At 52.1% G+C, this 25,209-nt stretch carries 23 protein-coding genes; 16 read left to right on the forward strand and 7 right to left on the reverse strand.

Translation table 11 applies throughout. The features are described from left to right. Position 1 precedes the first annotated feature (1 nt). Entirely contained in the window at positions 2-847 is an 846-nt protein-coding gene (locus tag A0W33_RS01820) for a hydroxymethylglutaryl-CoA lyase (RefSeq protein ID WP_068839874.1), read from the reverse strand. A 145-nt stretch (positions 848-992) separates the two neighbouring features. Between A0W33_RS01820 and A0W33_RS01825 the strand changes: the two genes are divergently transcribed. The 3 genes from A0W33_RS01825 to A0W33_RS01835 all read left to right on the forward strand — a co-directional run bounded on the left by A0W33_RS01825 (position 993) and on the right by A0W33_RS01835 (position 4,573). Beyond that, on the forward strand, positions 993-1,853 hold the full coding sequence (locus A0W33_RS01825) for an SDR family NAD(P)-dependent oxidoreductase (protein ID WP_068836583.1): 861 nt from the start codon (positions 993-995) through the stop codon (positions 1,851-1,853). 3 nt (positions 1,854-1,856) lie between these two features. Then, entirely contained in the window at positions 1,857-3,275 is a 1,419-nt protein-coding gene (locus A0W33_RS01830; RefSeq protein ID WP_068836584.1) for an aldehyde dehydrogenase, read from the forward strand. A gap of 248 nt (positions 3,276-3,523) precedes the next feature. Beyond that, positions 3,524-4,573 (forward strand): CNNM domain-containing protein, encoded by a 1,050-nt coding sequence (locus A0W33_RS01835; protein WP_068836585.1) that lies wholly within the window; start codon positions 3,524-3,526, stop codon positions 4,571-4,573. Positions 4,574-4,632: 59 nt separating this feature from the next. Here A0W33_RS01835 and A0W33_RS01840 read toward each other — a convergent pair whose 3' ends face one another. Beyond that, a complete protein-coding gene (locus A0W33_RS01840) occupies positions 4,633-5,070 on the reverse strand; it encodes a nucleoside deaminase (protein ID WP_068836586.1) in 438 nt (145 codons plus the stop codon). Between the two features lie 171 nt (positions 5,071-5,241). On the opposite strand from A0W33_RS01840, the gene A0W33_RS01845 reads away from it, so the two are divergent. The 8 genes from A0W33_RS01845 (at position 5,242) to A0W33_RS01880 (ending at position 14,014) form a co-directional block, all read left to right on the forward strand. Further along, a complete protein-coding gene (locus tag A0W33_RS01845; protein ID WP_068836587.1) occupies positions 5,242-6,726 on the forward strand; it encodes an SDR family oxidoreductase in 1,485 nt (494 codons plus the stop codon). Positions 6,727-6,902: 176 nt separating this feature from the next. Then, a complete protein-coding gene (locus A0W33_RS01850) occupies positions 6,903-7,850 on the forward strand; it encodes a phosphoribosylaminoimidazolesuccinocarboxamide synthase (RefSeq protein WP_068839875.1) in 948 nt (315 codons plus the stop codon). 53 nt (positions 7,851-7,903) lie between these two features. Then, positions 7,904-8,281, forward strand: coding sequence for an STAS domain-containing protein (locus tag A0W33_RS01855; protein WP_068836588.1), 378 nt, complete (start codon positions 7,904-7,906; stop codon positions 8,279-8,281). Between the two features lie 15 nt (positions 8,282-8,296). Further along, on the forward strand, positions 8,297-9,214 hold the full coding sequence (locus A0W33_RS01860; protein ID WP_068836589.1) for a ribonuclease Z: 918 nt from the start codon (positions 8,297-8,299) through the stop codon (positions 9,212-9,214). A 204-nt stretch (positions 9,215-9,418) separates the two neighbouring features. Continuing rightward, positions 9,419-10,207, forward strand: a complete 789-nt coding sequence (locus A0W33_RS01865; RefSeq protein WP_068836590.1) for a queuosine precursor transporter — start codon at positions 9,419-9,421, stop codon at positions 10,205-10,207. 420 nt (positions 10,208-10,627) lie between these two features. Next, positions 10,628-11,542, forward strand: coding sequence for an EamA family transporter (locus tag A0W33_RS01870; protein WP_068836591.1), 915 nt, complete (start codon positions 10,628-10,630; stop codon positions 11,540-11,542). A 197-nt stretch (positions 11,543-11,739) separates the two neighbouring features. Next, complete coding sequence (gene trpS, locus A0W33_RS01875) at positions 11,740-12,714, forward strand: tryptophan--tRNA ligase (RefSeq protein ID WP_068836592.1); 975 nt, start codon at positions 11,740-11,742, stop codon at positions 12,712-12,714. Positions 12,715-12,841: 127 nt separating this feature from the next. After that, positions 12,842-14,014, forward strand: a complete 1,173-nt coding sequence (locus A0W33_RS01880; protein ID WP_068836593.1) for an acyltransferase family protein — start codon at positions 12,842-12,844, stop codon at positions 14,012-14,014. A gap of 68 nt (positions 14,015-14,082) precedes the next feature. Here A0W33_RS01880 and A0W33_RS01885 read toward each other — a convergent pair whose 3' ends face one another. The 5 genes from A0W33_RS01885 to A0W33_RS01910 form a co-directional block, all read right to left on the reverse strand. Then, a complete protein-coding gene (locus A0W33_RS01885; RefSeq protein WP_068836594.1) occupies positions 14,083-14,667 on the reverse strand; it encodes an EF-hand domain-containing protein in 585 nt (194 codons plus the stop codon). 271 nt (positions 14,668-14,938) lie between these two features. After that, on the reverse strand, positions 14,939-15,304 hold the full coding sequence (locus tag A0W33_RS01890; protein ID WP_082815098.1) for a methylglyoxal synthase: 366 nt from the start codon (positions 15,302-15,304) through the stop codon (positions 14,939-14,941). Positions 15,305-15,495: 191 nt separating this feature from the next. Further along, a complete protein-coding gene (locus A0W33_RS01895) occupies positions 15,496-15,852 on the reverse strand; it encodes a histidine kinase (protein ID WP_068836595.1) in 357 nt (118 codons plus the stop codon). A gap of 33 nt (positions 15,853-15,885) precedes the next feature. Next, on the reverse strand, positions 15,886-17,145 hold the full coding sequence (locus tag A0W33_RS01900) for a PAS domain-containing protein (RefSeq protein ID WP_068836596.1): 1,260 nt from the start codon (positions 17,143-17,145) through the stop codon (positions 15,886-15,888). Positions 17,146-17,449: 304 nt separating this feature from the next. Next, positions 17,450-17,848 carry a hypothetical protein gene (locus A0W33_RS01910; RefSeq protein ID WP_068836598.1) on the reverse strand — a complete coding sequence of 133 codons (399 nt, stop codon included), beginning with the start codon at positions 17,846-17,848 and terminating at the stop codon, positions 17,450-17,452. Positions 17,849-17,993: 145 nt separating this feature from the next. Between A0W33_RS01910 and hppD the strand changes: the two genes are divergently transcribed. The 5 genes from hppD to A0W33_RS01935 all read left to right on the forward strand — a co-directional run bounded on the left by hppD (position 17,994) and on the right by A0W33_RS01935 (position 24,917). Then, positions 17,994-19,118, forward strand: coding sequence for a 4-hydroxyphenylpyruvate dioxygenase (gene hppD, locus A0W33_RS01915; protein WP_068836599.1), 1,125 nt, complete (start codon positions 17,994-17,996; stop codon positions 19,116-19,118). Positions 19,119-19,301: 183 nt separating this feature from the next. Continuing rightward, positions 19,302-21,035, forward strand: coding sequence for a phospho-sugar mutase (locus A0W33_RS01920; protein ID WP_068836600.1), 1,734 nt, complete (start codon positions 19,302-19,304; stop codon positions 21,033-21,035). 223 nt (positions 21,036-21,258) lie between these two features. Next, positions 21,259-21,846 carry a nitroreductase family protein gene (locus tag A0W33_RS01925; RefSeq protein ID WP_068836601.1) on the forward strand — a complete coding sequence of 196 codons (588 nt, stop codon included), beginning with the start codon at positions 21,259-21,261 and terminating at the stop codon, positions 21,844-21,846. 168 nt (positions 21,847-22,014) lie between these two features. Then, positions 22,015-23,214 (forward strand): phosphoglycerate kinase, encoded by a 1,200-nt coding sequence (locus A0W33_RS01930; RefSeq protein ID WP_068836602.1) that lies wholly within the window; start codon positions 22,015-22,017, stop codon positions 23,212-23,214. A 125-nt stretch (positions 23,215-23,339) separates the two neighbouring features. Further along, positions 23,340-24,917, forward strand: coding sequence for an amidase family protein (locus A0W33_RS01935; RefSeq protein WP_068836603.1), 1,578 nt, complete (start codon positions 23,340-23,342; stop codon positions 24,915-24,917). Positions 24,918-25,209: the final 292 nt, after the last annotated feature.

Genomic DNA, 25,209 nt, shown 5'->3' on the forward strand with positions numbered 1-25,209 from the left:
GTTATAAAAACACTGCACCGGACTCAGCCATGGCGGCTTGCAGGGCAGCTTTGTTCAGGCCCAAATTTACACCATTATTTTCGAAGTAGCCTACCATATTCTCCGTCGGCATATTGCCCACCAGCTCGTCCTTCGCCATGGGGCAGCCGCCATAGCCGCGCAGGGCACCATCATATCGGCGGCATCCTGCCTGATAGGCAGCGGCTATCTTCTCCTGCCAGGTAGTGGGCGTGGTATGCAGGTGCGCCCCAAACTCAATCTGCTGAAATGCCGGAATGAGGTTTGAGAACAGGTAGGTGATGTTTTCGGGAGTGGCCACACCGATTGTATCAGATAGCGACACGATCTTCACCTGTAATTGGTCGAGGTCCTGTACAAAACGGATCACCGTTTCCACGTTCCAGGGGTCGTTATAGGGGTTACCGAAGCCCATGGAGATGTAGGTCACCAGCGTTTTATCATGCTTATGGCAGATATCCTGAATCCGGGCCAGCTGCTCCATCGCCTCGGCGATGCTTTTGTTTGTGTTGCGCTGTTGAAACGTCTCCGACACCGACAGCGGGAAGCCCAGGTAATCGATCTGCTGGTGCTGTGCTGCGTCTCCCGCACCGCGGGTGTTCGCGATAATGGCCAGTAGTTTGGAGGTAGTGGTATCCAGCTCCAGCTTCTCCAGCACCTCGGCTGTGTCCTGCATCTGCGGAATTGCCTTCGGCGAAACAAAACTGCCGAAGTCGATGGTGTCGAACCCTACTTTCAGCAGTTGGTTGATGTAACGGATCTTTACCTCGGTTGGTATAAAATCTTTGATGCCTTGCATGGCATCGCGGGGGCACTCAATTATCTTCATAAAGAAACGGCTAAATATGAGGGCCTTGCCGGCCTCACCCAAAGATAAGGTTTACGCACGCGTGTTAAAAATATGGGTCTATACTTTTATATATAGGTAATTACATATAGCTTATTCACTCAAAGCAAACACCACCAGGCCAACCATGACAAAGCTCAGGAACAGTACCATACTTATTACCGGGGGCGCCTCTGGCATCGGGCTGCTGCTGGGCCAGCAGGGCCTGCTCCGCGGTGCCCGGCGCCTCATTATCTGGGACATTAACCCGCAAACGCTGCAACAGGTTACGCAGCAACTGACTGCGCAGGGCCACGAGGTGCATGCCTTCGTGGTGGATGTAGCCAGCCCGGATGCAGTGGAAGCGACAGCCCAGCAGGTGATTTCCACCATCGGGGTGCCGGATGTGCTTTTCAACAATGCGGGTATCGTGGTGGGCAAGCTGTTTGCAGAACACTCCTATGCCGAGATACAGCGCACCCTCGATATAAATGTACTCGGCGTGATGACGGTGGCCCGCGCTTTTCTGCCCGCCATGCTCCAGCGCGGCAGCGGCCACATTGTGAACATTGCCTCGGCGGCAGGCCTGATTCCGAACCCGCGCATGAGTGTGTACGCCGCCAGCAAATGGGCGGTGCTGGGCTGGTCGGAGAGCCTGAGGCTGGAACTGGAGGCGCTGCGGCAGGACCTGCACGTTACCACCGTTACCCCCAGTTACATCGACACGGGCATGTTCGCGGGCGTAAAAGCGCCCCTGCTCACGCCTATCCTCAAACCTGAGGCCATTACCGAAGCCATACTTGCCGCGGTGGAGAAAAACAAAGCTATCCTGCGGCGGCCCGCCCTCGTGCACCTGCTGCCCCTGCTGCGCGGCGTGCTGCCAGCCCGGCTCTTTGATACCATCGTAGGACGCGGATTTCGCGTATACACCTCTATGGACAAGTTTGCAGGGCGCCCGGCTACAACCGCTGTTCCAGCACAACCAGAAGAAGACACCACCAACACCTAAGCTATGGCAACACCAGCAACTATCACCGCCACTCCCGAGGCAGACCAACGCTCCGTTCAGAAACTGGTGCAGCGGCAGCGCGCCTTTTTCGCCAGCGGCAAAACTTTGGATGTGGAATTCCGGAGAGAACAGCTAAAGCGCCTGCAGCAGGCCATCCGGAAGCACGAGCAGGACCTGTTCGACGCCATGTACTCCGACTTTCGCAAACCAGAGATGGAGACTTACTCCACCGAAGTGGGTTTTGTGGAACTAGAGTTGAAGCTGACACTGAAGAACCTGACGAACTGGGCAAAGCCCCGAAAGGTGAGCGAGTCAATCATTAACTTTCCGGCCAGCAGCTATGTATATTCGGAGCCCTACGGCGTGGCCCTGATTATCGGTCCGTGGAACTATCCGTTTCAACTGCTGCTCAACCCGCTGATCGGGGCTATGGCTGCCGGCAACTGCGCCGTGGTGAAGCCATCCGAACTAACACCTGCCACCTCCGCTGTTGTTGCCCGGATGCTGCGTGAGAATTTTGAGGAGGACTATGTGGCGGTGGTGGAAGGAGGCGTGCAGACAACCCAGTACCTGCTGCAGCAGCGCTACGACTATATCTTTTTTACCGGAAGCACCCGTGTGGGTAAAATTGTGATGCGCGCCGCGGCCGAGAACCTGACGCCGGTTACGCTGGAGCTCGGCGGTAAAAGCCCCGCCATCGTGGCCGAGGATGCCGATCTGGGCCTTGCCGCCCGCCGCATTGCCTGGGGCAAGTACCTGAACGCCGGGCAAACCTGTGTGGCGCCGGATTACGTGCTGGTGGAGGAGCAGGTGAAAGAGGAGTTTGTGCACCTGCTGAGCCAGACCATTCAGGACTTTTACGGAGAAGACCCAGCCAAGAGCCCTGACTACGCCCGCATTGTGAACGACCAGCATTTCAGCAGGCTTAGCAAGCTGCTGCAGGACGGTGTTACCCGTACCGGAGGGCAAACAGATGGGAACTCCCGGTACATCGCACCTACCGTGCTGGACCAGGTGACATGGCAGCACCCCGTGATGCAGGATGAAATATTTGGTCCCATCCTCCCGGTTATTCCATTCAAAGGCATTGATGAGGCCGTGAAAATGGTGAACAACCATGAGAAGCCGCTTGCCTTGTACTTTTTCTCCTCAAGTAAAAGCAAGCAACAGCAGTTGCTGCAATATACCCACTTCGGCGGAGGCTGCATTAACGACACCATTTCGCACCTGATCAACCCCAACCTGCCCTTCGGTGGCGTGGGTGCCAGCGGCATGGGCAGCTACCACGGCAAAGGCAGCTTTGATGTGTTCTCGCACCAGAAAAGCGTGTTGCACCGCGGCACCTGGATTGACTTGCCCCTGCGCTACCCACCGTACAGGAACCGGCTGCCGATGCTACGAAAGCTCTTCAACTGGCTCTGATTTTCCGTTAAGTTTCTGAGTCAGCCGCCGCTGCAGCATGCATGTAAGTTGATAAGTTTACCCTATGTTTTAATTTTTGTTGAAACCCTACTTTATACTTGGCGGCAGCCCCGATCAGCCAATATTTCAGCTAATTTTTCCCGCTTGCGTTAAAGTTTAGCTATATTCACGTAATAAGCGCTTAACATGCACAGCTACGGCCCATCTTGCCGCATGCAGCAACTACACCTGACACCTTTATCCGTTCCATGGGTTTACTGCTTTTATACTTATTTATTGCCCTAGTATTTTCTTTCCTTTGCTCCATGCTGGAGGCTGTTCTGCTAAGCATAACGCCCGCCTATTCCAGCATCACCTCCCAAAAATCGCCCGAGCTGGGCAAAACGCTGGAGGAGTTCAAAGATAATATCGACCGGCCGCTGGCTGCCATCCTTACCCTGAACACCTTTGCCCATACCATCGGGGCAGCAGGCGTGGGCGCGCAGGCACAGCTGATCTGGGGCGATGAGTACCTGTCGCTTACCTCTGGGGTACTGACCATTATCATACTCATCTTTTCAGAGATAATCCCGAAAACAATCGGGGCCAACTACTGGCGGCAGCTCGCCCCCTTTACCGTGCGCACACTCAAGGTGCTGATCTACTCGCCGCTTTACCCAATCATTATCTTATCTCAGTTCATCACCAAGCGCCTTAAAAAAGACAAAGACCGCAGCGTACTTAGCCGCGCCGATTTTACAGCGATGGCGGAGTTGGGCATCAAGCAGGGAATTTTCAAGAAAGGTGAATCACAGATTATCAGAAACATCCTGCGCTTTAACAGCATCCTGGTGCGCCACATCATGACGCCCCGTACCGTGATCATCAGCGCACGGGAGGATATGTCGTTGTCTGATTTTTACCGCAATTTTCCGGACCTGCGCTTTTCCCGAATCCCCATTTACTCCGAGAACCTGGATGATGTGAAAGGCTATGTACTCAAGGAGGAGGTGCTGTCAGGCATCATCAACAACAAAGGGCACCTGCCCCTCAAATCCGTTGCCCGTAAAATTCAGGTGGTGCCCGAGCACATGGCCATTCCGACGCTGTTTAACCGCCTGTTGGAGCAGCAGGAGCAGATTGCGCTGGTGGTGGATGAGTATGGCGGCACGGCAGGCCTTATAAGTATGGAGGACATGATCGAGACGCTGCTGGGCATGGAGATAATAGACGAGCTCGACCAGGTGGCCGACCTGCAGAAATGGGCCCGCCAGAACTGGGAAAAACGCGCCCGCCGCCTCGGCTACACCCCAGAGTAAAGGCCGCTACCCGGCCTCAATTCCTAAGGCTATACTTATACATGGGTGTCTGTTTATACTTATACCCCGATGTCCTCGTTCCAGAGAGCCGGCTTTTCCTGTATAAACTTTTGCATCAGCTGGTAGCATTCGTCATTGTCTGCCACCTCCACGGTTACGCCGCGCGAGCGCAGCAGTTCTTCCTCGCCCATAAAAGTACGGTTCTCCCCAATCACCACTTTTGGTATGCCGTACAGCAGCATGGTGCCCGTGCACATGGGGCAGGGAGACAAAGTAGTATACAGTACGCACTCCTGGTACACCGAAGCTGGCTGGCGGCCTGCGTTCTCGAGCGCATCCATTTCGCCGTGTAGCACCACACTTCCCTCCTGCACGCGCTTGTTATGTCCACGGCCAATAATCTTGCCGTTGTGTACCAGCACTGATCCAATAGGAATGCCACCTTCTGAATAGCCCTGCTTTGCTTCGTCTAACGCTGCCTGTAAAAACTGATCCATAGTATAATATTTGTGTGAGAGCTTATACTTCAATTTGACGGGCTGTGTTCAATACAAGAATTTATACTTGCTATTTTATGATTTTGCAGTTACTGAACCTTATCTGCCAACTAATCACCCGCAGGTCTGTTCTGCAAGTGTAAAGCGGCGGCTTATCTAAAAACACGGCCTATGAAAATACTTTTAACAGGAGCCAATGGCTACATCGGCAAGCGGCTGCTGCCTTTGCTGGTAGAGCAGCAGCATGAGGTGGTGTGCATGGTGCGGGACATGCGCCGCTTTGCCCTGCCTGAACCGCTGAAGGAGAAGGTGCAGGTGGTGCAGGGCGACCTGCTGCTCCCGGAGGGGCTAAAGCAACTCCCCACAAATTTAGATGCTGCTTACTACCTGGTACACTCCATGGGCTCCAACCGGGATGACTTTTCTGAAGCGGAAAGAATCGGGGCAGAGAATTTTGTCGCCTACCTTAACACCACCTCCGCAAAGCAAATCATTTACCTGAGCGGCATCTCCAACGACGTGAAGCTTTCCAAGCACCTGGCCTCGCGCCTGTTCGTGGAAGAGGTGCTGGACAAGGCAAACGCCAGCCTCACTGTGCTGCGGGCGGCCATTATCATCGGTTCCGGCAGCGCCTCTTTCGAGATCATTCGTGACCTGGTGGACAAACTGCCTGTGATGGTGACGCCTAAATGGTTAAAGTCGAGGTGCCAGCCAATTGCCATCCGGGATGTGCTTTTCTATTTAGCCGAGGTGCTGGGCCGCAAAGACTGCTACAACCGGAACTTTGAGATCGGAGGTCCGGATGTGTTGACTTACCGGGAGATGCTGCTGAAGCTGGCCCAAATAAGAAACCTGAAGCGCTACATCCTTACCCTGCCGGTGCTCACACCGCGCCTCTCCTCCTATTGGCTATACTTTGTAACCAGCACCAACTACACCCTTGCCCGCAGTTTGGTAGACAGCCTGCGCAACGATGCTGTGGTGCAGGACCATGGCATCAAAGCCGTTATTCCGCACGAGTGCCTGCCTTACGAGCAGGCAGTGCGGCTGGCCTTTAGCAGAATCGAACAGAACTCGGTGCTGTCGAGTTGGACGGATGCATTGGTGAGTGGCACCATGCCGGTGAATTACATGAACTACATACAAGTGCCGGAGCACGGGCTGCTGACTGACAAAAAGCGGCTGAAGTTTGACCGTGACCCGGAAGAGGTGCTCGCCAACATCTGGCGCATTGGCGGGGAGCGCGGCTGGTACAAAACCGACTTTCTGTGGCGCATGCGCGGGCTGCTCGATAAAATGGTGGGCGGCGTTGGTTTGAGGCGTGGCCGCCGGAGCCCGAATGAGCTAAAGGCCGGCGACACCATTGACTTTTGGCGCGTGCTGGTGGCCGATAAGCAAAACAGGCGCCTGCTGCTGTACGCGGAAATGAAATTACCCGGAGAGGCCTGGCTGCAATTCAGGATCTGCCAGGAAGCAGACGGGAATTACCTGGAGCAGTTGGCGGCATACCGCCCCCACGGGTTGGTGGGCAGGCTGTATTGGTACTCCGTTCTGCCGTTCCACTTTGTTATTTTCGGGGGAATGATACAGAACATCATCAGTTATGGCAAAAGCAAGCCAGCAAACAGGCTCCTACAGGAAAGTCAAAAATCATAGTTATATACAAGTATTAGGTGCCATAGTGTAAAACCTAAGCCTTTCCCCCTAAGTATACTTCAATATCTTTTGCCAACTATGTTTATGGGCTGCAAAAGTATTTGCAAAAGGCTTACTTTTATTTCCTGACCTCTAAAATATGGCTAACTTTGCCTCGCTATAACGATACTTACTTGATGGAGGCTATCAAAGAAACGAACTTCTCCTTTGCCGGTCAAACCGGCTTCTACAAAGGGAAGGTGCGCGATGTTTACTATTTTGAGGATAAACTGGCCATTGTTGCCACAGACCGCATCAGTGCATTCGACGTGGTACTGCCACGTGCCATCCCCTACAAAGGGCAGGTACTGAACCAGATCGCCAGCATCAACCTGAAAGCCACTTCCGATATTGTGCCTAACTGGGTGATTGCCACCCCAGATCCCAACGTGACCATCGGCTTTAATTGCACTCCTTTCAAGGTGGAGATGGTGATTCGCGGGTACCTGGCAGGACACGCCTGGCGCGAGTACAAAGCCGGCAAGCGTACCGTTTGCGGTGTAGCCTTGCCTGATGGGCTGCGTGAAAACGATAAGCTGCCCGAGCCCATCATCACCCCGACCACCAAAGCCGATGAGGGCCACGACGAGGACATCTCGCGGGAAGAAATTTTGGCGAAAGGCCTTGTATCTCAGGAAGATTACCTTAAATTAGAAGGCTATACCAGGGCGCTTTTTGCCCGGGGAACAGAACTTGCGGCGCAAAGGGGGTTGATTTTAGTGGACACCAAGTATGAATTTGGTAAGTATAAAGACCAGATTTACCTGATTGACGAAATCCACACCCCCGACTCTTCCCGTTATTTTTACAGCGAAGGCTACGGGGAGCGCCAGCAGCAGGGCAAGCCGCAACGCCAGCTGTCGAAGGAGTTTGTACGGCAGTGGCTTATTGAGAATGGCTTTCAAGGCAAAGATGGGCAGCAGGTTCCGGAAATGACAGACAAAGTAGTGCAAGGAATATCCGAACGCTATATGGAGCTATATGAGGCCTTTACGGGTCAGAAACTTAAAAAAGAACCTTATAATAACGTGCTTCAACGCATTGAGCAGCACGTAAGTGACAATATTTTTACTGCCGAAAATTGAGTTAATTAAAGTAGTTTTTGGTACATTCGCATTATAATCCTTATTGGTAGACCATGAAGTACACGATTGATAAAAAAGAAAACTATACAATTATCACGATCGATGAGAAGAAGTTGGATACTTCAATCGCGCCGGACCTGAAGTCTGAGTTCGTGAAATTGAATGCTGAAGGGATCACCAACCTGATTCTTGACCTGAGCAATGTGAAGTACACTGACTCTTCCGGGTTGAGTTCTATCCTGATCGCAAACCGCCTGTGCAACTCTTCAAACGGCTTGCTTATACTTACAGGATTGCAGGACCACGTGATGAAATTGATCACGATCTCTAAGCTGGAGTCTGTACTCAACATCCTGCCTACAGTAGAAGAAGCAATTGACCGTGTGTTTCTGCACGAGATTGAGCAGGACCTTACTAACAAGGAAGACTAACCATACCTGCCCGTTGTGGATTTCGAACTCAGGATACTGGGCAGTTCGTCGGCCACACCTTCGGCAAACAGACACCATACCGCACAGGTACTGACCATAGGGAACCAGTACCACTTGCTAGATTGCGGTGAAGGCACGCAGATGCAGCTGATGCAATACAAGATAAAGTATCAGCGCATCTGCAATGTCTACATCAGTCACCTCCACGGCGACCATTATTTTGGACTGGCTGGCCTGCTTTCTACCATGCACCTGAAAGGCCGCCAACTTCCCCTCCACCTCTACGGCCCTCCCGGCCTTGCTGACATTCTAAGCCTGCAGCTGAAGTATTCTGGTACCAACCTCTGCTACAAGCTTGTTTTCCATGAGTTGGACACTACGGTTCACAAAAAGATATTCGAGGACAAGACTGTTTCGGTTTATACCATTCCGATGGAGCACCGCATTCCCTGCTGTGGCTTCCTGATCCGGGAAAAGCAGAAACCGCGTCCGCTCATCAAGGAAAAACTCCCCTCCTTCCTCACGCCGCCGCAACTCGTACGCCTGAAATGGGGCGAGGATATCCGCGACGAGCAAGGCAACGTGGTGCTGCATAATAAGGACGTAACGATGGAGCCCAAACGCAGCCGCAGCTACGCCTACTGCGCTGACAGCCGCTACAAGCCTGCATTGTTGCCATACCTGCGCCACGTGGACCTGCTTTATCATGAAGCCACCTTCACTGACGAGCTGCGCGAGCGTGCCGATTATACCTTTCATAGCACCGCTAAGCAAGCCGCCGAACTGGCCGCCGCTGCCGAGGTACGCCAACTGCTAATCGGGCACTTCTCGGTGCGCTACAAAGACCTGACGCCCCTGCTCGAAGAGGCCCGGGAGGTTTTTTCAAAAACAGAACTGGCCATCGAAGGCAGCATCTTTTGCATCCGGGAGTAGCCATACTTCCTGCACCCCTCTTGTTAGCCATACTTCAATACGCTATTTTCTGTGATACCGCCAGCCGCACCAGGTATACTTCATGTCTTTCGAGATGCGCTTCTATATATGCTGCAGCGTTAACAGGCACAGCCTGATTGTGCGGAAGAAGTTTGGATTCGCAACATCCATCTTGTAAACTTGTTGTGGCATAAAATCACACGTATGGCATCCATTCCTCACGCTGATAAAAAGCGGACGCAGCTGTTCCTGGTTCTTAGTGGCATCTTTATCTCTAACGCCTTGCTGGCTGAATTAATAGGCGTCAAGATTTTTTCCGGGGAGGCACTGTTCGGTTTGCCCGGTGCGCAGCTCCCCTTATTCGGTGGCACTCCGCTGGACTTTAACCTGACAGCGGGCGTGATCATCTGGCCGGTGGTCTTCGTGACAACCGACATCATTAATGAATATTTTGGTAAGGAAGGAGTAAAGAAAGTAAGCATCCTGACGGTGCTGCTTATACTTTACGCTTTTGTAGTGATCACCGCCGTGACAGGCTTGCCTCCTGCCCAGTTCTGGCTCGATGTGAACAGCACCGATGTGCAGGGAAACCCATTCGACATTAATTACGCCTATAACAGCGTGTACCGCCAGGGGCTTGGGATTATACTTGGCTCAGTCGTGGCCTTCCTGATTTCCCAGTTCCTCGATGCCACCGTGTTCCATTGGCTCCGCCGCTTCACCGGCAGCAGCAAGATCTGGCTCCGCGCCACCGGCTCCACCCTCGTCTCGCAGCTCATCGACTCGTTTGTGGTGCTCTTCATCGCCTTTTTCCTGTTCGGCAACTGGTCTATGGAGCAAGTGCTGGCCGTGTCGCTAATGAACTACATCTATAAGTTTGCCATCGCTATTTTGCTCACGCCGGTGCTTTATCTCGCCCATTTCCTCATCGACAAGTACCTGGGCGAAAAGCAGGCAGCGGAACTAATGGAAGAAGCGGTACTGGAAAAGTAATGGATTGCTTTATCAGCGGTTTTGCATCAGCTAGTCTCTCCTATCCTTGCATTAGTTTTACTGTCATTCAATACAATTGTCATCTCGACGATAGGAGAGATCTTTTTTAAGTTTCCGATAGATCTCTCACTCCGTTCGAGATGACAATTGTATATTAGTGCTTTAGTGAAGCTTCAAACTGCTGTTCGCTGTAATACCAAAGTATAAACATCAAAAAACATTTGCACAATTCGCAAAAGGAAGCTTACCTTTGCAACCTTGCAAAATAGCAAATGCCGCATCATTTAGCACATACACAAATCTTTATTACAGGATACGAACTACACGACCTGTAACAGTACCCCACTTCTGCATTTGGGGCTGCTGCAGCCCCTCCTTTTCTATTTTTTGGTTGATTATTTTTTAGACTGGAGGACAATTATGTTCAGAGGAGTCGCCTTGGTATTTCTTGGCGCGTGTAGTTTCGGTGTGCTATCTACGTTTGTAAAGCTAGCTTACAAGGAAGGTTTTGGCTTGGGTGAAGTAACGGGCACCCAGGTCTTTTTTGGGTTGATTATTCTTTGGACTATCGTGTTGTTGCGCAAGTTGCTTAGCAGCAAGGGCAACGGCACGTCGTTCAAGGAGGCCTTGAAACTGGTTGCCATGGGCACTGCCACCGGGCTTGTGAGTATTTTTTACTACAAGTGCGTGCAAACCGTTCCGGCATCCATCGCCATCCTGCTGCTGATGCAGTTTACCTGGATGAGCCTGTTGCTGGATGCTATTATCAAGCGAAAACTGCCCGGCTTGCTGCAGGTGGGCATGGTTATACTTATCATACTGGGCACTGCCCTGGCTGGCAGGCTTTTCTCCAGCGACATCCCAGATTTTGACCTGACCGGCATCCTGTTCGGCTTACTGGCCGCACTGTGCTACACGTTCTTCCTGATGGTTAACGGTGCTGTGGGCAACCACCTGCACCCGGCCACTAAAAGCGCCCTGCTGCTGACAGGTGCGTGCATCTTGGTTTTCAGTGTTTTCCCTCCTTTGTTTCTCGTGAACGGTGCGCTTTTTAACGGCCTGCTGAAATGGGGCATTTTGCTGGCCTTGTTTGGCACTGTGATACCGCCCCTGTTTTACGCCTACGGCATTCCGAAAACCGGCCTTGGGTTAAGCGCCATCGTGAGTGCAGCGGAGCTTCCAGTGGCCGTGCTCATGTCGAGTCTGGTGCTGCACGAGGAAGTATGGGCGATTCAGTGGCTGGGGGTGGGGCTGATCCTGCTGGCCATCGTGCTCTCCAATCTCGACTCCGTCAGAAAAAGAAAAAAACAAAAGGCGGCCACTGTCGCTTTATAAAGTATTGGTTGATTGATAGGATGGTTAGGTTCTGCCCGATGCAGCTACCTAACCATTTCTATTTTGAGAAAGCTTGATCTGCTCTATCCCCATACTTGAAGCCGAAATCTGAAAGAGCAACGGCAGAAGCCAATTTATACTTCCTGCTTTCGGGCAATTTCGCTTAATTTGCAACTGTAACAAGAACACCCTACCCTATGGCACGATATCTAACAGGAATCCAGAGCACGGGCCGACCGCACCTGGGCAACCTGCTGGGAGCAATTTTTCCTGCTATCAAGTTTTCCCAAGCCTCTGATGAAGCGGCTTTATACTTCATTGCGGACATGCACTCGCTCACTACCATCCGCGACGCTGAGGTGCTGCGGCACAACACCTACTCTGTGGCCGCTGCATGGCTTGCTTTTGGATTTGATACGGACAAACACATTTTCTACCGCCAGTCGGATGTGCCGATGGTGACTGAGCTTACCTGGTACCTGAACTGCTTCACGCCGTTCCCGATGCTGGCCAACGCCCACTCGTTTAAGGATAAGTCAAACAGGCGCGGACTAGCCGATGTGAACGCCGGACTCTTTACGTACCCGGTGCTGATGGCAGCCGACATCCTGCTGTACGACGCAAACTTTGTGCCCGTAGGAAAAGACCAGATCCAGCACCTGGAAATTACGCGTGACATTGCCAGCGCCTTCAACCATGTGTACGGCGACACTTTTGTGCTGCCCGAAGTGAAGGTAGACGAAACGGTGATGACGGTTCCGGGGTTGGATGGGGAGAAAATGAGTAAGTCTTACGGCAACATCATCGACATTTTTGAGGCTGACAAACCCTTGCGAAAAACCATCATGAGCATCGTGACGGACAGTACCGCGCTGGAAGAACCAAAGAACCCGGAAACCGATACTGTATTCAAACTGTTTAGCTTACTTGCCTCGCCCGAACAGATTGAAACCATGCGCATGAATTACATTACTGGTGGCTACGGCTACGGACACGCCAAGCAGGCGTTGTATGAGCTGATTATCACCAAGTTTGCCAAAGAGCGCGAGCTGTTTAACTACTACATGAACAACCTGCCTGAGCTGGACAAGAAACTGCTGGAAGGCGCTGCCAAGGCAAAGGCTATTGCCCAGCCGGTGCTGGAGCGCGTACGCCAGAAACTGGGTTACTAAGTATAAAATGGGGCTTTTACCTAATGCGGCAGCTGAGAGATCGGCTGCCGCTTTTTCTTTGATCATACTTGCCGCTACACTTTAAAGTATATTTTTTAAATTAAGCCTGCAACCATACTTCCCCGGCATGAACAGCAGACAAGCAGTGGCAGAAAGTCCAGCGGCAACGCACACGTACACAGCGCAACGCTACCTGTCGCTTGATGTGCTGCGGGGGCTGACGGTGGCCTTGATGGTGGTAGTGAACACCCCTGGCTCCTGGAGCACCATCTACGCGCCGCTGCGGCACGCGCCCTGGCACGGCTTTACCGTAACCGATCTGGTGTTCCCGGCATTTCTTTTTGCGGTGGGCAATGCCATGAGTTTCAGCATGCGCAAGTTCTCTATTCAACCCGACAGCGTTTTTCTGCAAAAGGTATTTAAGCGCGCGGCGCTGATCTTCTTGATTGGCGTGCTGCTCCGTTGCTTCCCCTTTGTGGCACATGCCGAAGGCGGCGGTTTGGAGCTGATCGATTTTTCTGCCGTGCGTATCATGGGGGTGCTGCAGCGCATTGCTCTCTGCTACCTGGTTGGCGCGCTGGTGGTGCATTACCTGAAAGTGAAAGGAGCCATCATCTTCAGTGCCGTGGTGCTGCTGGGCTATTGGGCGGCACTATACTTCTTTGGTGATCAGCCAGCCCCTTACAGCTTAGAAGGAAACGCGGCCCTGAAATTTGACCTGCTCTTCTTCTCCCCCGAAATCCTTTACAAGGGCTACGGTATTCCTTTCGACCCGGAGGGATTGCTTAGCACGCTGCCTGCAGCAGTAAACGTGGTAGCCGGATACCTGGCAGGCTTGTTCGTTCAGCAACGCGGAAACAACACGGGCACCGTCTGGAGGCTTTGTCTGACGGGGGCAGTGCTGGCGGCGGTTGCGCTCGTATGGGATGTTGTGTTTCCCATCAACAAAGCCCTCTGGACAAGCTCCTACGTAGTTTACTCTGTCGCCTTAGTTATACTTGTGCTGGCCATGCTGATGCTGGTGATAGAGGTGCTGAAGTATAAAAAGTGGGTTTACTTTTTTGAGGTGTTCGGCAAAAACCCGCTGTTCATTTTCTGCATGTCCATTCTGCTCGTCAAAACCCTTAGCTTTATCAAAGTGAGCGACGACACACGCCTGGACAGTTGGATTTACCAGAACTGGTTCCTTAGCTGGGGCCAGGGAGAATTTGCCTCCCTGATGTTTGCACTAGCCTACATGCTGCTGCTTTGGCTAATGGGCTACTGGATGGACCGCCGCAGAATCTACATCAGGGTATAAAATGCACTAAAGCAAAAAGGCCTGCCGGATGTTCCGACAGGCCTTTTTCATATATTACTTTACTAGGCTTACGATCCGTAATAACGGGTATAGTTCTCGTTATATTCGTTGTCGTCCAGCATGTTATCGTTGTTTGCATCCCACTGCCCAAATATGCCGTCAGAATACTCACGCTCGTCAATCATGTTGTCCTGGTTTCTGTCCCACTCGGTACGGAAGTTACTTTTGCCCATACCTGTTCTAAACTCATTCTGGTCCAGGTTGTTATCGCGGTTAGTATCCCAATCTTGCCAGTTCTGGTTTTCCATTCCGAAGTTGTTGGCAGATGTACGCCACTCGTTCTCATCCAACATGTTGTCGTCGTTTTCATCCCAGGTGCTGAAGAAGCTGTCGTTAAACTCGTTTTCGTCCAGCATGTTGTCATCGTTGGCATCCCAGCCACCAAAGCGTTGGGTTGAGGTGAAATTGCTGTTGAAGTTCTCGTTATCGTAGGTGGTACCCATTGCCTCATCCTCCACTTCTGTTTCAACTGCAGCAGCATCCGTTGTATCAAGCGTTGTATTTTCGCCACCACAGGCTACTAAACCAGCTAAAAGTGTAAAGCAAAGTCCGTTTCCGATGTATTTGAATAATTTAATTTCTCTCGTTTTCATAGTTTTAGTGTTTTTCGTTTACAAAATTATACATACTTGAATGTACGAGTGTAGCCCCTCCAAGGGTTATAAACTCTCCTCAGCAACAGCAAAGCAGCAGCTTTGGCAAACACCAAATCCAATAATATCAAATAGTCAAGCTGTTACAATTCAAGAAGAGGCACCTTTTAACACCCGCTACTGCCTTCAGCGGGTAAAGGGCGTAAAAAAAGCACCTACTGCTGCCGGGGCAACTGCAAGTGCAACCTTTATACTAGAGTAGCTGAATTGCTTATTCCTCCAGTATCACTAGATCGGCGGAGGCACGGTTAAGTGCAATTGGAATATCATTGATTACGGCCGTGCGTATGAGTGTCTGGATATCATGCTCGTGGCCGTGGGGCGTTTCGGCATCGATAAAGAAGATAATCTTCTGTACTTCGCCCTGTAGTATTTTAGCAGCCAACAGAATATCGCCGCCGCTGGGGCCATGCCCAAAAGGCTGCACATTCAGGTCGAGCATGTCGTTTAGCAGCTTTGAGGTGTTCGACGTACCAATGAGGTTATGCTCTGCCAGCACGTCACGGTGCATCTTGGCCCAGTTCAGCAATTCATTTTTACGTCCGTTGTGCGCTATGAGAGCAATGGTAGTTTTCATGTGGGTTGAGTTTTTAGATTGGCTCTGTTCTGAATGGCTCGCCTTAAATATACAGCTTTTTTATTACTGAGGGCATGGAACAAACTTAGAAGGTATTTTAAAGATGCCTTCACCTGGCTTAGCTGCACAGTATGATGGCTATACTTGTCTTCGCAGTAACGGTAGCCAGGTGGCAACCGCCGTCGTACTTTCTAAATTAAGGCCGCCATTTTACTTTCCATCCGGGAAAGAACATCCAGAAACTCCTCCGACCTGTTTTCCAACTCGCGGAAGCCTTCGTGGGCCTCCTCGATTTTGCCTCCCTGGTACAGGCTAACCAGGTGCCGCACCATGCCATCAATCTCCTGCTGCAGTTTTCCCAGCTTTTTCAGCTCCGGCACATCCTGGTAACGCACAAAACCGATCGTGCTGAACCAGGAAGACACAGGTCCTGCGCTGGAGAAAAAAGCACCGTCGTAGTTGCCGCCATAAAGCACTGACCTTACCTTCGATTTGAAAAGGATGTGCTTTATTCTCAACTGCTGGCAATCTATCTGGGCCTGGTTCATCTATTCCTTACCTGTCCGTATCCGTTCGTTAATTCAGGCGTTTTGCGTGTCCCTTTGGTTAAGCTGACGTCTCAGCAGTACCCGCTCAGTTACCTCGTAGCCGAACACAATAATGCCGGTAATTTTTCCCTCCTCGAGCAAAGGCTGATAGGTTGTGGTAAAGAACCGCTCCTCCTCTTTTCCTGTCGCCTCCCAATCCATCCAAACGGATATCTCGTCGGCTACAAAAGCTTTGCCCGTAGCATAAACATTATCGAGAATGGCAATGTAGCCTTGCTCTCCCACCTCAGGAACCGTCTCTGCCAGCGTACGGCCGATAAACTCCCGGTTAGGCCACAGCCGCTGAAAATGGGGGTTCACGAGCGTAAACCGATGCTCAGGGCCTTTCATGATGGCAAACACGGCAGGGGTCTGCATCACTATTCTTTCTAAAGTTAGGCGCTCAGCCTCGGCTTTCTGGTAGGCCGCAGCCACCTGATCAGAGAGTGCCGCCATCTGCTCGTTGGAGGCCAGCAATTCCGCTACCATCAACTTAGTGTCATGTATGTCGGCGGTGCTGCCAATCCGCATCACCAGCTTCTGCTTCTCATCCAGCATGGGCTGGCTCTTGATCAGGTGCCAACGGTAGCGCCCATCTTTTCCCTTTACCCGGGCCTCCACCTGGTACTCGCCGTTGTTTTGAAGCGCCACGTTCACCTGCCGCATCATCCCTTCCAGGTCATCCGGGTGAATCACTTTCTTCCAGGCATTGCCCAGCAACTCCTCAAAGGCAAGGCCGGTATAATTCAGCCATCGCTGATTCACAAAATTTACCTGCCCGGCACCATCGGCCGTGTGAATGAGTTGGGCCACCATGTCCGTCATAAACCGGAACTTATCTTCGCTTGCCTCTTGGGCGCGCTTAGCCAGTTCCCGCTCGGTTACATCATCTGTTTTCTGGATCAGGTATTTCACCTGCCCCTGCGCATCGAGCACCGGTGTATGCGATGCCTCCCAATACCGCTCCTCAAAGGAGCCGTCGGGCCGTTTAAGGTCATAGCGCAACAGTGCCAGATAATCAACCTTCTTTGTCTGCAGGGCCCTGTCCAGCGATTTCTTCACCGGGTTCTCTTCGTAGGGTATATCCTTTTCGGGAAATGCATCCAGTATAAATCTGAGCCCAACAATATCGTCCCGCTCGCGCATAGTCACGCGGAGGTAGGCATCTGTCGCAGCCAGTATGGTATAATCAGGTTCTGGTGCCAGTATGACCAAGGTATCTGGAACACTCGCGAACAGCTCTTCAAAATTCATAAGATTCAGGCTTGCGTACGAATAAGCGACGGTATTTGCGTTGATAGAAACCTTCGGGAAAACCCGAAAGATCAAACAAACACCAGCGCGTAAGTTGTGCTTGCAATAAGTGTGTAAAGGTACAGCAGATATTTTACTTTATGCCTGCCGCTTTTGTTTTGATGAAAGCCCCAACGCAATACATTCTCCGCGAAAGCAAGCATAAAAAAACCGTACGCACCCACACCAAAAGGTAAGGATGCGTACGGCAAGTATAGGGAGCGGCAAAAATCTTTCGCCGCCGGGATGATCCTGCTATAATAATTTACTCGGCGGTCCAAAGAACGCGCTCCTGGTCAGACAGGATAAGCAGGATTCGGGGCGGGTTGGCCACCAGCACCAGGCGCATCTCCACACCGGGGAAAGAGTCAGACTCCACCCACACGCCTTCCTTCTCATCTTCCTCTAGGGCAGCCTCAGGATCCAGGGTGCTGGCCAGGTAAGCGGTCGGCAGCAGGATGTCGGCATCAGACTTTATCTTGCCGTGCACATCCTCCAGCACATCCTCCAGCTCGTCGCCGTATTCTTCGTTAAAATCGTCTTCCAGGTCGTGCAGCTCTTCTTCTATGTCATCATAGCGTGCATCGTTGTAGTCAAGTTTGCCTAGCTCTTGCTTTTTCTCCAGGATGGCCACAATGGACTCGTTCAGGGCTTTTGCGTTCATGTTGTCTCGTTTTTTTACAAAGTTGACAACATGCCGTAGCAATTGCAAGTATTCGGATTGATAATTTGCCCGACCGGCGCTGCTTTTAATACTGGCAAAAAAACAGTATTTTTACCCTAACATCACCTAAAAACCACTCAAAACTATGGCAACAGATACCTTACAGGCCAAAGCAACGGCTACTGATATTCTCCCCCTCAACGGCACCGATCACATCGAGTTTTATGTGGGAAACGCTAAGCAGGCGGCTCACTTTTACCAGACCGCCTTCGGCTTTAAACTCGTAGCCTATGCCGGCCCGGAAACAGGCGTGCGCGACCGTGCCTCCTATGTGCTGCAGCAGGAGAAGATCCGCTTTGTGTTCACCACGGCTATCAGCCCTGATTCTGACATTGCGCGCCACGTGCACCAGCACGGCGACGGCGTGAAGGTGCTGGCCCTGTGGGTAGATGATGCCGAAGAAGCGTTCAGGGGAACAGTGGCGCGTGGCGCAAAGCCTGCCCTGGAGCCGAAGACTCTGACAGACGAGCACGGCGAGGTGAAGCTGGCCTCTATCCAAACCTACGGTGAAACCATCCATACCTTTGTGGAGCGCAAAAACTACAGCGGGCCGTTTATGCCCGGCTATGTTGCCCGCACCACCGAATTGGAGGTTCAGCCCGCCGGCCTGAAGTATGTAGACCACTGCGTGGGAAACGTGGAGTTGGGTAAGATGAACGAGTGGGTGAAGTTTTATGAGGATGTGATGGGCTTTAAGCTGCTGCTCACCTTTGACGACAACGACATCAGCACTGAGTACACGGCCCTCATGTCGAAGGTAGTGTCAAACGGCAACGGCTACATTAAATTCCCAATAAACGAGCCGGCTGAAGGCAAGAAAAAGTCGCAGATTGACGAATACCTGGAGTTTTACCGAGGGGCTGGTGTGCAGCACATCGCCGTCGCTACTAATGATATCCTGGAGACGGTAAGCAACCTGCGCAGCCGCGGTGTGGAGTTCCTGCGCGTGCCGGACACCTACTACGAGGACCTGCTTGACCGCGTGGGCCACATCGACGAGGACATGGAAGACCTAAAGCGCCTGAACCTGCTGGTAGACCGCGACGATGAAGGCTACCTGCTCCAGATTTTCACCAAACCCGTGGAGGACCGCCCGACAGTATTCTTTGAGATTATTCAGCGAAAGGGAGCTAAATCCTTTGGCAAGGGCAACTTTAAGGCGCTGTTTGAGGCCATAGAGCGCGAGCAGGCGCTGCGAGGCAACCTTTAGGCTAAAAATGGAGTATAGCCGCGTGTAATTGTGGCTTAAATCTATTTATTTTGATATTGTAATATTTCACACCAGTTCTTCCGCTGCACGGGTTGCAAAGCAAGGGCTGGTGTGATTTTTTGTCTTCTCTTCATTCCGATTTTATACTTTAAATCACCTGCCGCCACGGCAGCAACTTATACTATGATCGAAACATCCATCAAACAGAAAATTGACCAGTGGTTGTCCGGCAACTATGACGAGGCAACGAAAACAGAGATAAACGGCATGCTGGAGCGCGAGGAGCACGAGGCACTCTCGGATGCGTTTTACCGCGACCTGGAGTTTGGCACCGGCGGCCTGCGCGGCATTATGGGTGCAGGCAGCAACCGCATGAACCGCTACACGCTGGGCATGGCCACACAGGGCCTTTGCAACTACCTGAAGCAGAATTTTCCGGACCAGGAAATTAAAGTGGCGATTGCCCACGACAGCCGTAACAACTCACCAGAATTCGCGCGCATCTCTGCTGATATTTTCTCGGCCAACGGCATCACGGTATACTTGTTCGAGGAGCTCCGCCCTACTCCTGAGTTATCATTTGCGATTCGTTATTTAGGATGCCAAAGCGGTGTGGTGGTAACGGCATCACACAACCCAAAGGAGTATAACGGCTACAAAGTATACTGGAACGACGGCGCGCAGGTAACGGCGCCGCACGACAAGAACATCATCGGCGAGGTTGGCAAAATCACCTCCATTGACGAGGTAAAATTTCAGCCGGACGCCAGTAAGATTCACATGCTTGGCAAGGAGTTGGACGAGGCCTATATCGAGCAGGTGCTGCAGCTGTCCGTTTCAAAAGAAGCCATAAAAAACCAGCATGACCTGAAAATCGTGTACACGCCGCTACACGGTACGGGCATTACGTTGGTACCGGAAGTACTGCAGCGTTTCGGGTTTACGAACGTGCACATTGTGGAGGAGCAGGCAAAAGCCGATGGCAACTTCCCAACCGTGGTGTACCCGAACCCGGAAGAGAAAGAGGCCATGACGCTGGCCCTGAACAAAGCCAAAGAAATAGATGCGGACTTGGTACTGGCTACCGACCCGGACTCTGACCGCGTAGGCATTGCCGTGAAAAACCAGAATGGCGAATTTGTGCTGCTGAACGGCAACCAGACAGGTGCGCTGCTTATCAATTACCTGCTGCAGGCCTGGCAAAAAGCCGGCAAACTCACAGGCAAAGAGTTCGTGGTTAAAACCATTGTGACAACTGACCTGATAAAAGACATCGCCGATAGTTACGACGTGACCATGTATGAAACGCTGACTGGCTTTAAGTACATTGCAGAGGTAATCCGCGAGAAGGAAGGACAGGAAGTATACATTGGCGGTGGCGAGGAAAGCTACGGCTATATGATCGGTGATTTTGTGCGCGACAAGGACGGCATCTCAGCCTGCGCCCTGATTGCCGAAATGGCCGCCGTGGCCAAAGACAATGGCCAGAGCCTGTTCGAGATGATGGTGAGCATGTACGAGAAGTATAACTTCTACAAAGAAGAGCTGGTATCCATCACTAAAAAAGGACAGCGCGGCGCCGAGGAAATTCAGCAGATGATGGCCGAGATGCGCAGCAACCCGCCAAAGCAGATTGCAGGCTCTGACGTAGTGGAAGTACGCGACTACAAAATGAGCACCCGCAAACTGGTCATGACCGGTGAAGAGCAGAAGCTGACGCTGGAAAGCTCCAACGTACTGCAGTATGTGACGGAAGATGGCAGCAAAATATCTGCCCGCCCATCCGGCACCGAGCCAAAGATTAAATTCTACATGAGCGTGAACGAGCCGCTTGCCTCCGCAAGCAACTACGAAGCCACTGAACATAAGCTGGATCAGAAAGTACAGCAAATACTTGTCGACCTGAAACTGAAGTAAACTGGACACAAGTATCAGGACACAGGATTTTCTGATACTTTATATTCAGCAAAGTATGGCTTTACCTGTATGAGTGCCTAACACAGGTTTATATCTTTATAGATGGCTAAGCTGCTGGTTTATACTTCCGGCTGCTTAGCCATTTTTCTTAAGCTGATGTGTTCGGAATATCGGTTGCCTACGTAACCTCTTAACAGCATCGGCCACAATTGCGATTTAGCACATGAACAACCAATTCCAAAGTATAAAAGAAGTTATCCTGACCCGCCGCACCACCAAACCGCAGCAGATGAACGGGCAGGTTATTCCCGATGCACTTGTAGAGCAGTTGTTGCAGCTAGCCGACTGGGCTCCGACGCACGGACACACTGAGCCCTGGCGCTTTATCGTGTATGCCGGCGATAGCGTAAAAGAATTTTGCCGCCAGCACGCCGACCTTTACCAGCACAATTGCTCAGCAGACAAGTTTCAGCAGGCGAAGTATGAAAAGCTGCTGCACATGGGCGACACAGCCTCCCACATACTTGTTTCTTATATGCGCCGCGGCGATTTACCCAAGATTCCGGAACTGGAAGAAATTGCCGCCACTTCCTGCGCAATCCAGAACCTGCTTCTGGGTGCCAACGCTCTGGGAATGGCCAGCTACTGGGGCTCGGGCGGAATGGCATACCACCCGAGTATGAAAAAAATGCTGGGGCTGCGCGACGAGGATTTGGTGCTGGGAATTTTATACTTGGGCTACGCTGATAAATCCGCCGGGGAAGGAAAGCGGCAGGTCCCGCTGGCGCAGAAGGTGACCTGGCACAGGTAGAACGGCTGAAGTTGCAGCCCCCGTTTGCCCTGCCTTTTGTGCCTCCACCAAATGAAGCATCGCTCGTAGCAAGTATAAAAATAGCAAAATCACTATATTTGTAAAGCAACCTAATTCTGCCAAAAACGAAAAACGACTTAACGCTTTCACGAAAAAACAACCATACGCATGACAACGATAGACCAGTATAACTTTGCCAGCAAAAAGGCATTGGTGCGCGTAGACTTTAACGTACCGCTCAACGACGAGCACCAGATCACAGACGACACCCGTATCCGGGCTGCTGTGCCCACTGTTCGCAAGATTTTGGATGATGGCGGCGCCGTGATCCTGATGTCGCACCTGGGCCGCCCGAAGTTGGGGCCGGAGGAAAAATATTCGCTGCGCCACCTGGTGCCACACCTGGAGCAGGTGTTCAATACAAACGTGCTGTTCGCGCCTGATTGTATTGGCCCTGAAGCAGCCCAGATGGCACACGACCTGCAGCCAGGCCAGATCCTGTTGCTCGAAAACCTGCGCTTCCACAAAGCCGAGGAAAAAGGAGATCCTGACTTTGCCCGCGAACTGGCCCGCCTGGGCGATGTATACGTAAACGACGCCTTCGGCACCGCACACCGCGAGCATGCCTCCACAGCTGTAATCGCACAGTACTTCCCGAACGACAAGATGATGGGCTATGTGATGCAGTCGGAGTTGGATAATGCCCGCCGCGTACTGGGCAATGCCGAGCGCCCTTACACAGCCATCATGGGGGGCGCCAAAATTTCAGACAAAATCCTGATCATCGAGAAGCTGCTGGACCGCGTTGACAACCTGATCATCGGTGGGGGCATGTCTTATACCTTTGTGAAAGCAGATGGCGGTGACATCGGTTCTTCCTTGGTGGAGGAAGATAAACTGGACCTGGCACTACGCCTCATTGGTATGGCCAAAGAGAAAGGCGTAAATATCATGATTCCGGTTGACTCTGTGGTAGCTGATGGCTTCAGCAACGATGCCAACACCGACATTAGCCTAAGCCATCACATCAAGCCAATGTGGATGGGCCTGGACATAGGCCCAACTGCTCGGGAGCAGTATGCCGCCGTTATCGCTAATTCTAAAACCATATTATGGAACGGCCCGATGGGTGTGTTTGAGATGTCGAACTTTGCTGTGGGTACTGAGGCTGTGGCCGAAGCCGTGGTGGCAGCCACCGCTAACGGTGCTTATTCGCTGATAGGCGGTGGCGACTCTGCCGCAGCCGTAAACCAGATGGGCTACACCGACCGCGTATCCTATGTTTCTACGGGCGGTGGTGCCTTGCTGGAGTACATGGAAGGCAAAACTTTGCCGGGCGTGGCCGCCTTAGAGCGCCGCGATTACTAAGGCAACCGCATTAACAGAAAATTTATATTTAAATCCCCTGTCGCTGTAGAGCGGCAGGGGATTTTTGCTTACATTGTATTCATTTAATATTACTGGTCAATCAACCCCCGCTGTGAAAACCACCCATGTCTAAATCAATCTACTTTCTTTGGCAGGCAGCTGTCTGCCTACTGCTGCTGTTTGCCGGCTGCAGCCCCGAAACGAAGCAGGCTTCCTCCTCTGCCACAGCCAAAGTTGTTCCCTTCGAACTGCAGGAAGCAACTATTTCAGAGATTCATCAAGCTTTCAGGGAAGGCACCTGCAACTGCCAGCAACTCGTGGCGGCTTACCTCGAGCGCATCGAGAAGTATGACCAGCCCACAAAACTCAATGCCATTGTCGTTACCAACCCAGAGGCCATGGCACGTGCCCGGCAACTCGACGAGGAGTTTGCTTCTACCCGACGCCTGCAACCGCTGCACTGCATCCCGGTTATCGTGAAAGACAACTACAACACGGCAGGTCTGCAAACAGCTGCGGGCTCATTGGCCATGAAAGGCTATAAACCCGCCACCGATGCTTACCAGGTGCAGGAACTGAAAGAAGCAGGCGCTATCGTGTTGGCAAAATCAAACATGGCGGAGTGGGCCTTCAGCCCGATGGTTTCCATCAGTTCCATCGCCGGTGAAACGCTGAACCCGTACAATTTAGAACACGTGCCTGCAGGTTCCAGCGGAGGAACCGCGGCGGCCGTGGCAGCCAACTTCGGCACCGTTGGCCTGGGCACCGACACCGGCAACTCCATCCGCGGCCCATCTTCGCACAACGCCTTAGTCGGCTTTCGCACCACTATGGGCCTGACGAGCCGCGCCGGCATTGTGCCGCTCTACCTGCGCAACGATGTGGGTGGGCCGATGGCACGCACGGTGGAAGACGCTACGCGCGTGCTGGAAGTGATAGCCGGTTACGATCCGGCAGACCCGCTCACTCAGCACAGCCAGGGAAAAGTGCCGCAGAATTACCAGCAGTACCTGGATAAAGATGGTCTGAAAGGTGCCCGCATTGGCGTGTTGCGTATTCTAAGTGATAAAAACCCGGACCCGCAGGTGAAGGCGCTTTTTGAGCAGGCCATTGCAGATCTGAAAGCGTTGGGAGCAGAAGTAGTGGATGTGAGCGTACCTGATTTTGATGCTTTGAGCAAAGACCAGTGGTGTGATGTGTTTCAGGCCGACCTGAACGCTTACCTGGCAGCTCAGGGCGAATCTGTTCCGGTGAAGAACCTGGATGAAGTAGTAGCCTCCGGCAAGTATGCGCCCTACATTGAGGAGAACCTGAAGTACTTTCAGCAAAACCAGTTCACGGCAGAAGCAGGTTCTAATGCCTGCGGCGATGCCTATACTGACCCCAAACGAATAGCTTTTCGGGAGGCGGTGGAGAAAGCCATGGACAAGTATAACGTTGGAGCCCTTATCTACCCAACCTGGAATAACCCACCTGCCAAAGCCGGCGACTTTGAAGGCTACAAAGGCGATAACAGCCAGATCATAGCTCCGCATACAGGCCAACCTGCTTTTACTGTACCAATGGGCTTCACCTATGAAAACTTGCCGGCAGGGCTTCAGTTTCTGGGCCGCATGTACGATGAGCCCACGCTGATCAAGTACACGTACAGCTATGAGCAGGGTACGAGGCACCGGAAGCCTCCTGTGAAGTTTTCGAAGTAAACTGTTGGCTTCAATGTATGTTTAACCCTTCGAGGAGGTAAATGCTCTTTCGTACTACTGGCGCAAGTTTCTAAACTTGTGTCTTTTAGTGATGTCGGGTTTGTAACCCGACGGGCTCGAAGAGACCTATAATTGCGGCTGCAAAGTATAGAGTCTGACAAATAACCCCTCACCCTAGCCCTCTCCCCAAGGGGCGAGGGGACCTAGTAACTAGTGCTGATAATTCCCCTCCTCGGAGGGGCAGGGGTGGGTTCTTTCACTCTGAAAACATATTGACGTAAAACAGCTAAAG

The sequence above is a fragment of the Pontibacter akesuensis genome (genome assembly GCF_001611675.1).
GTDB lineage: Bacteria > Bacteroidota > Bacteroidia > Cytophagales > Hymenobacteraceae > Pontibacter > Pontibacter akesuensis.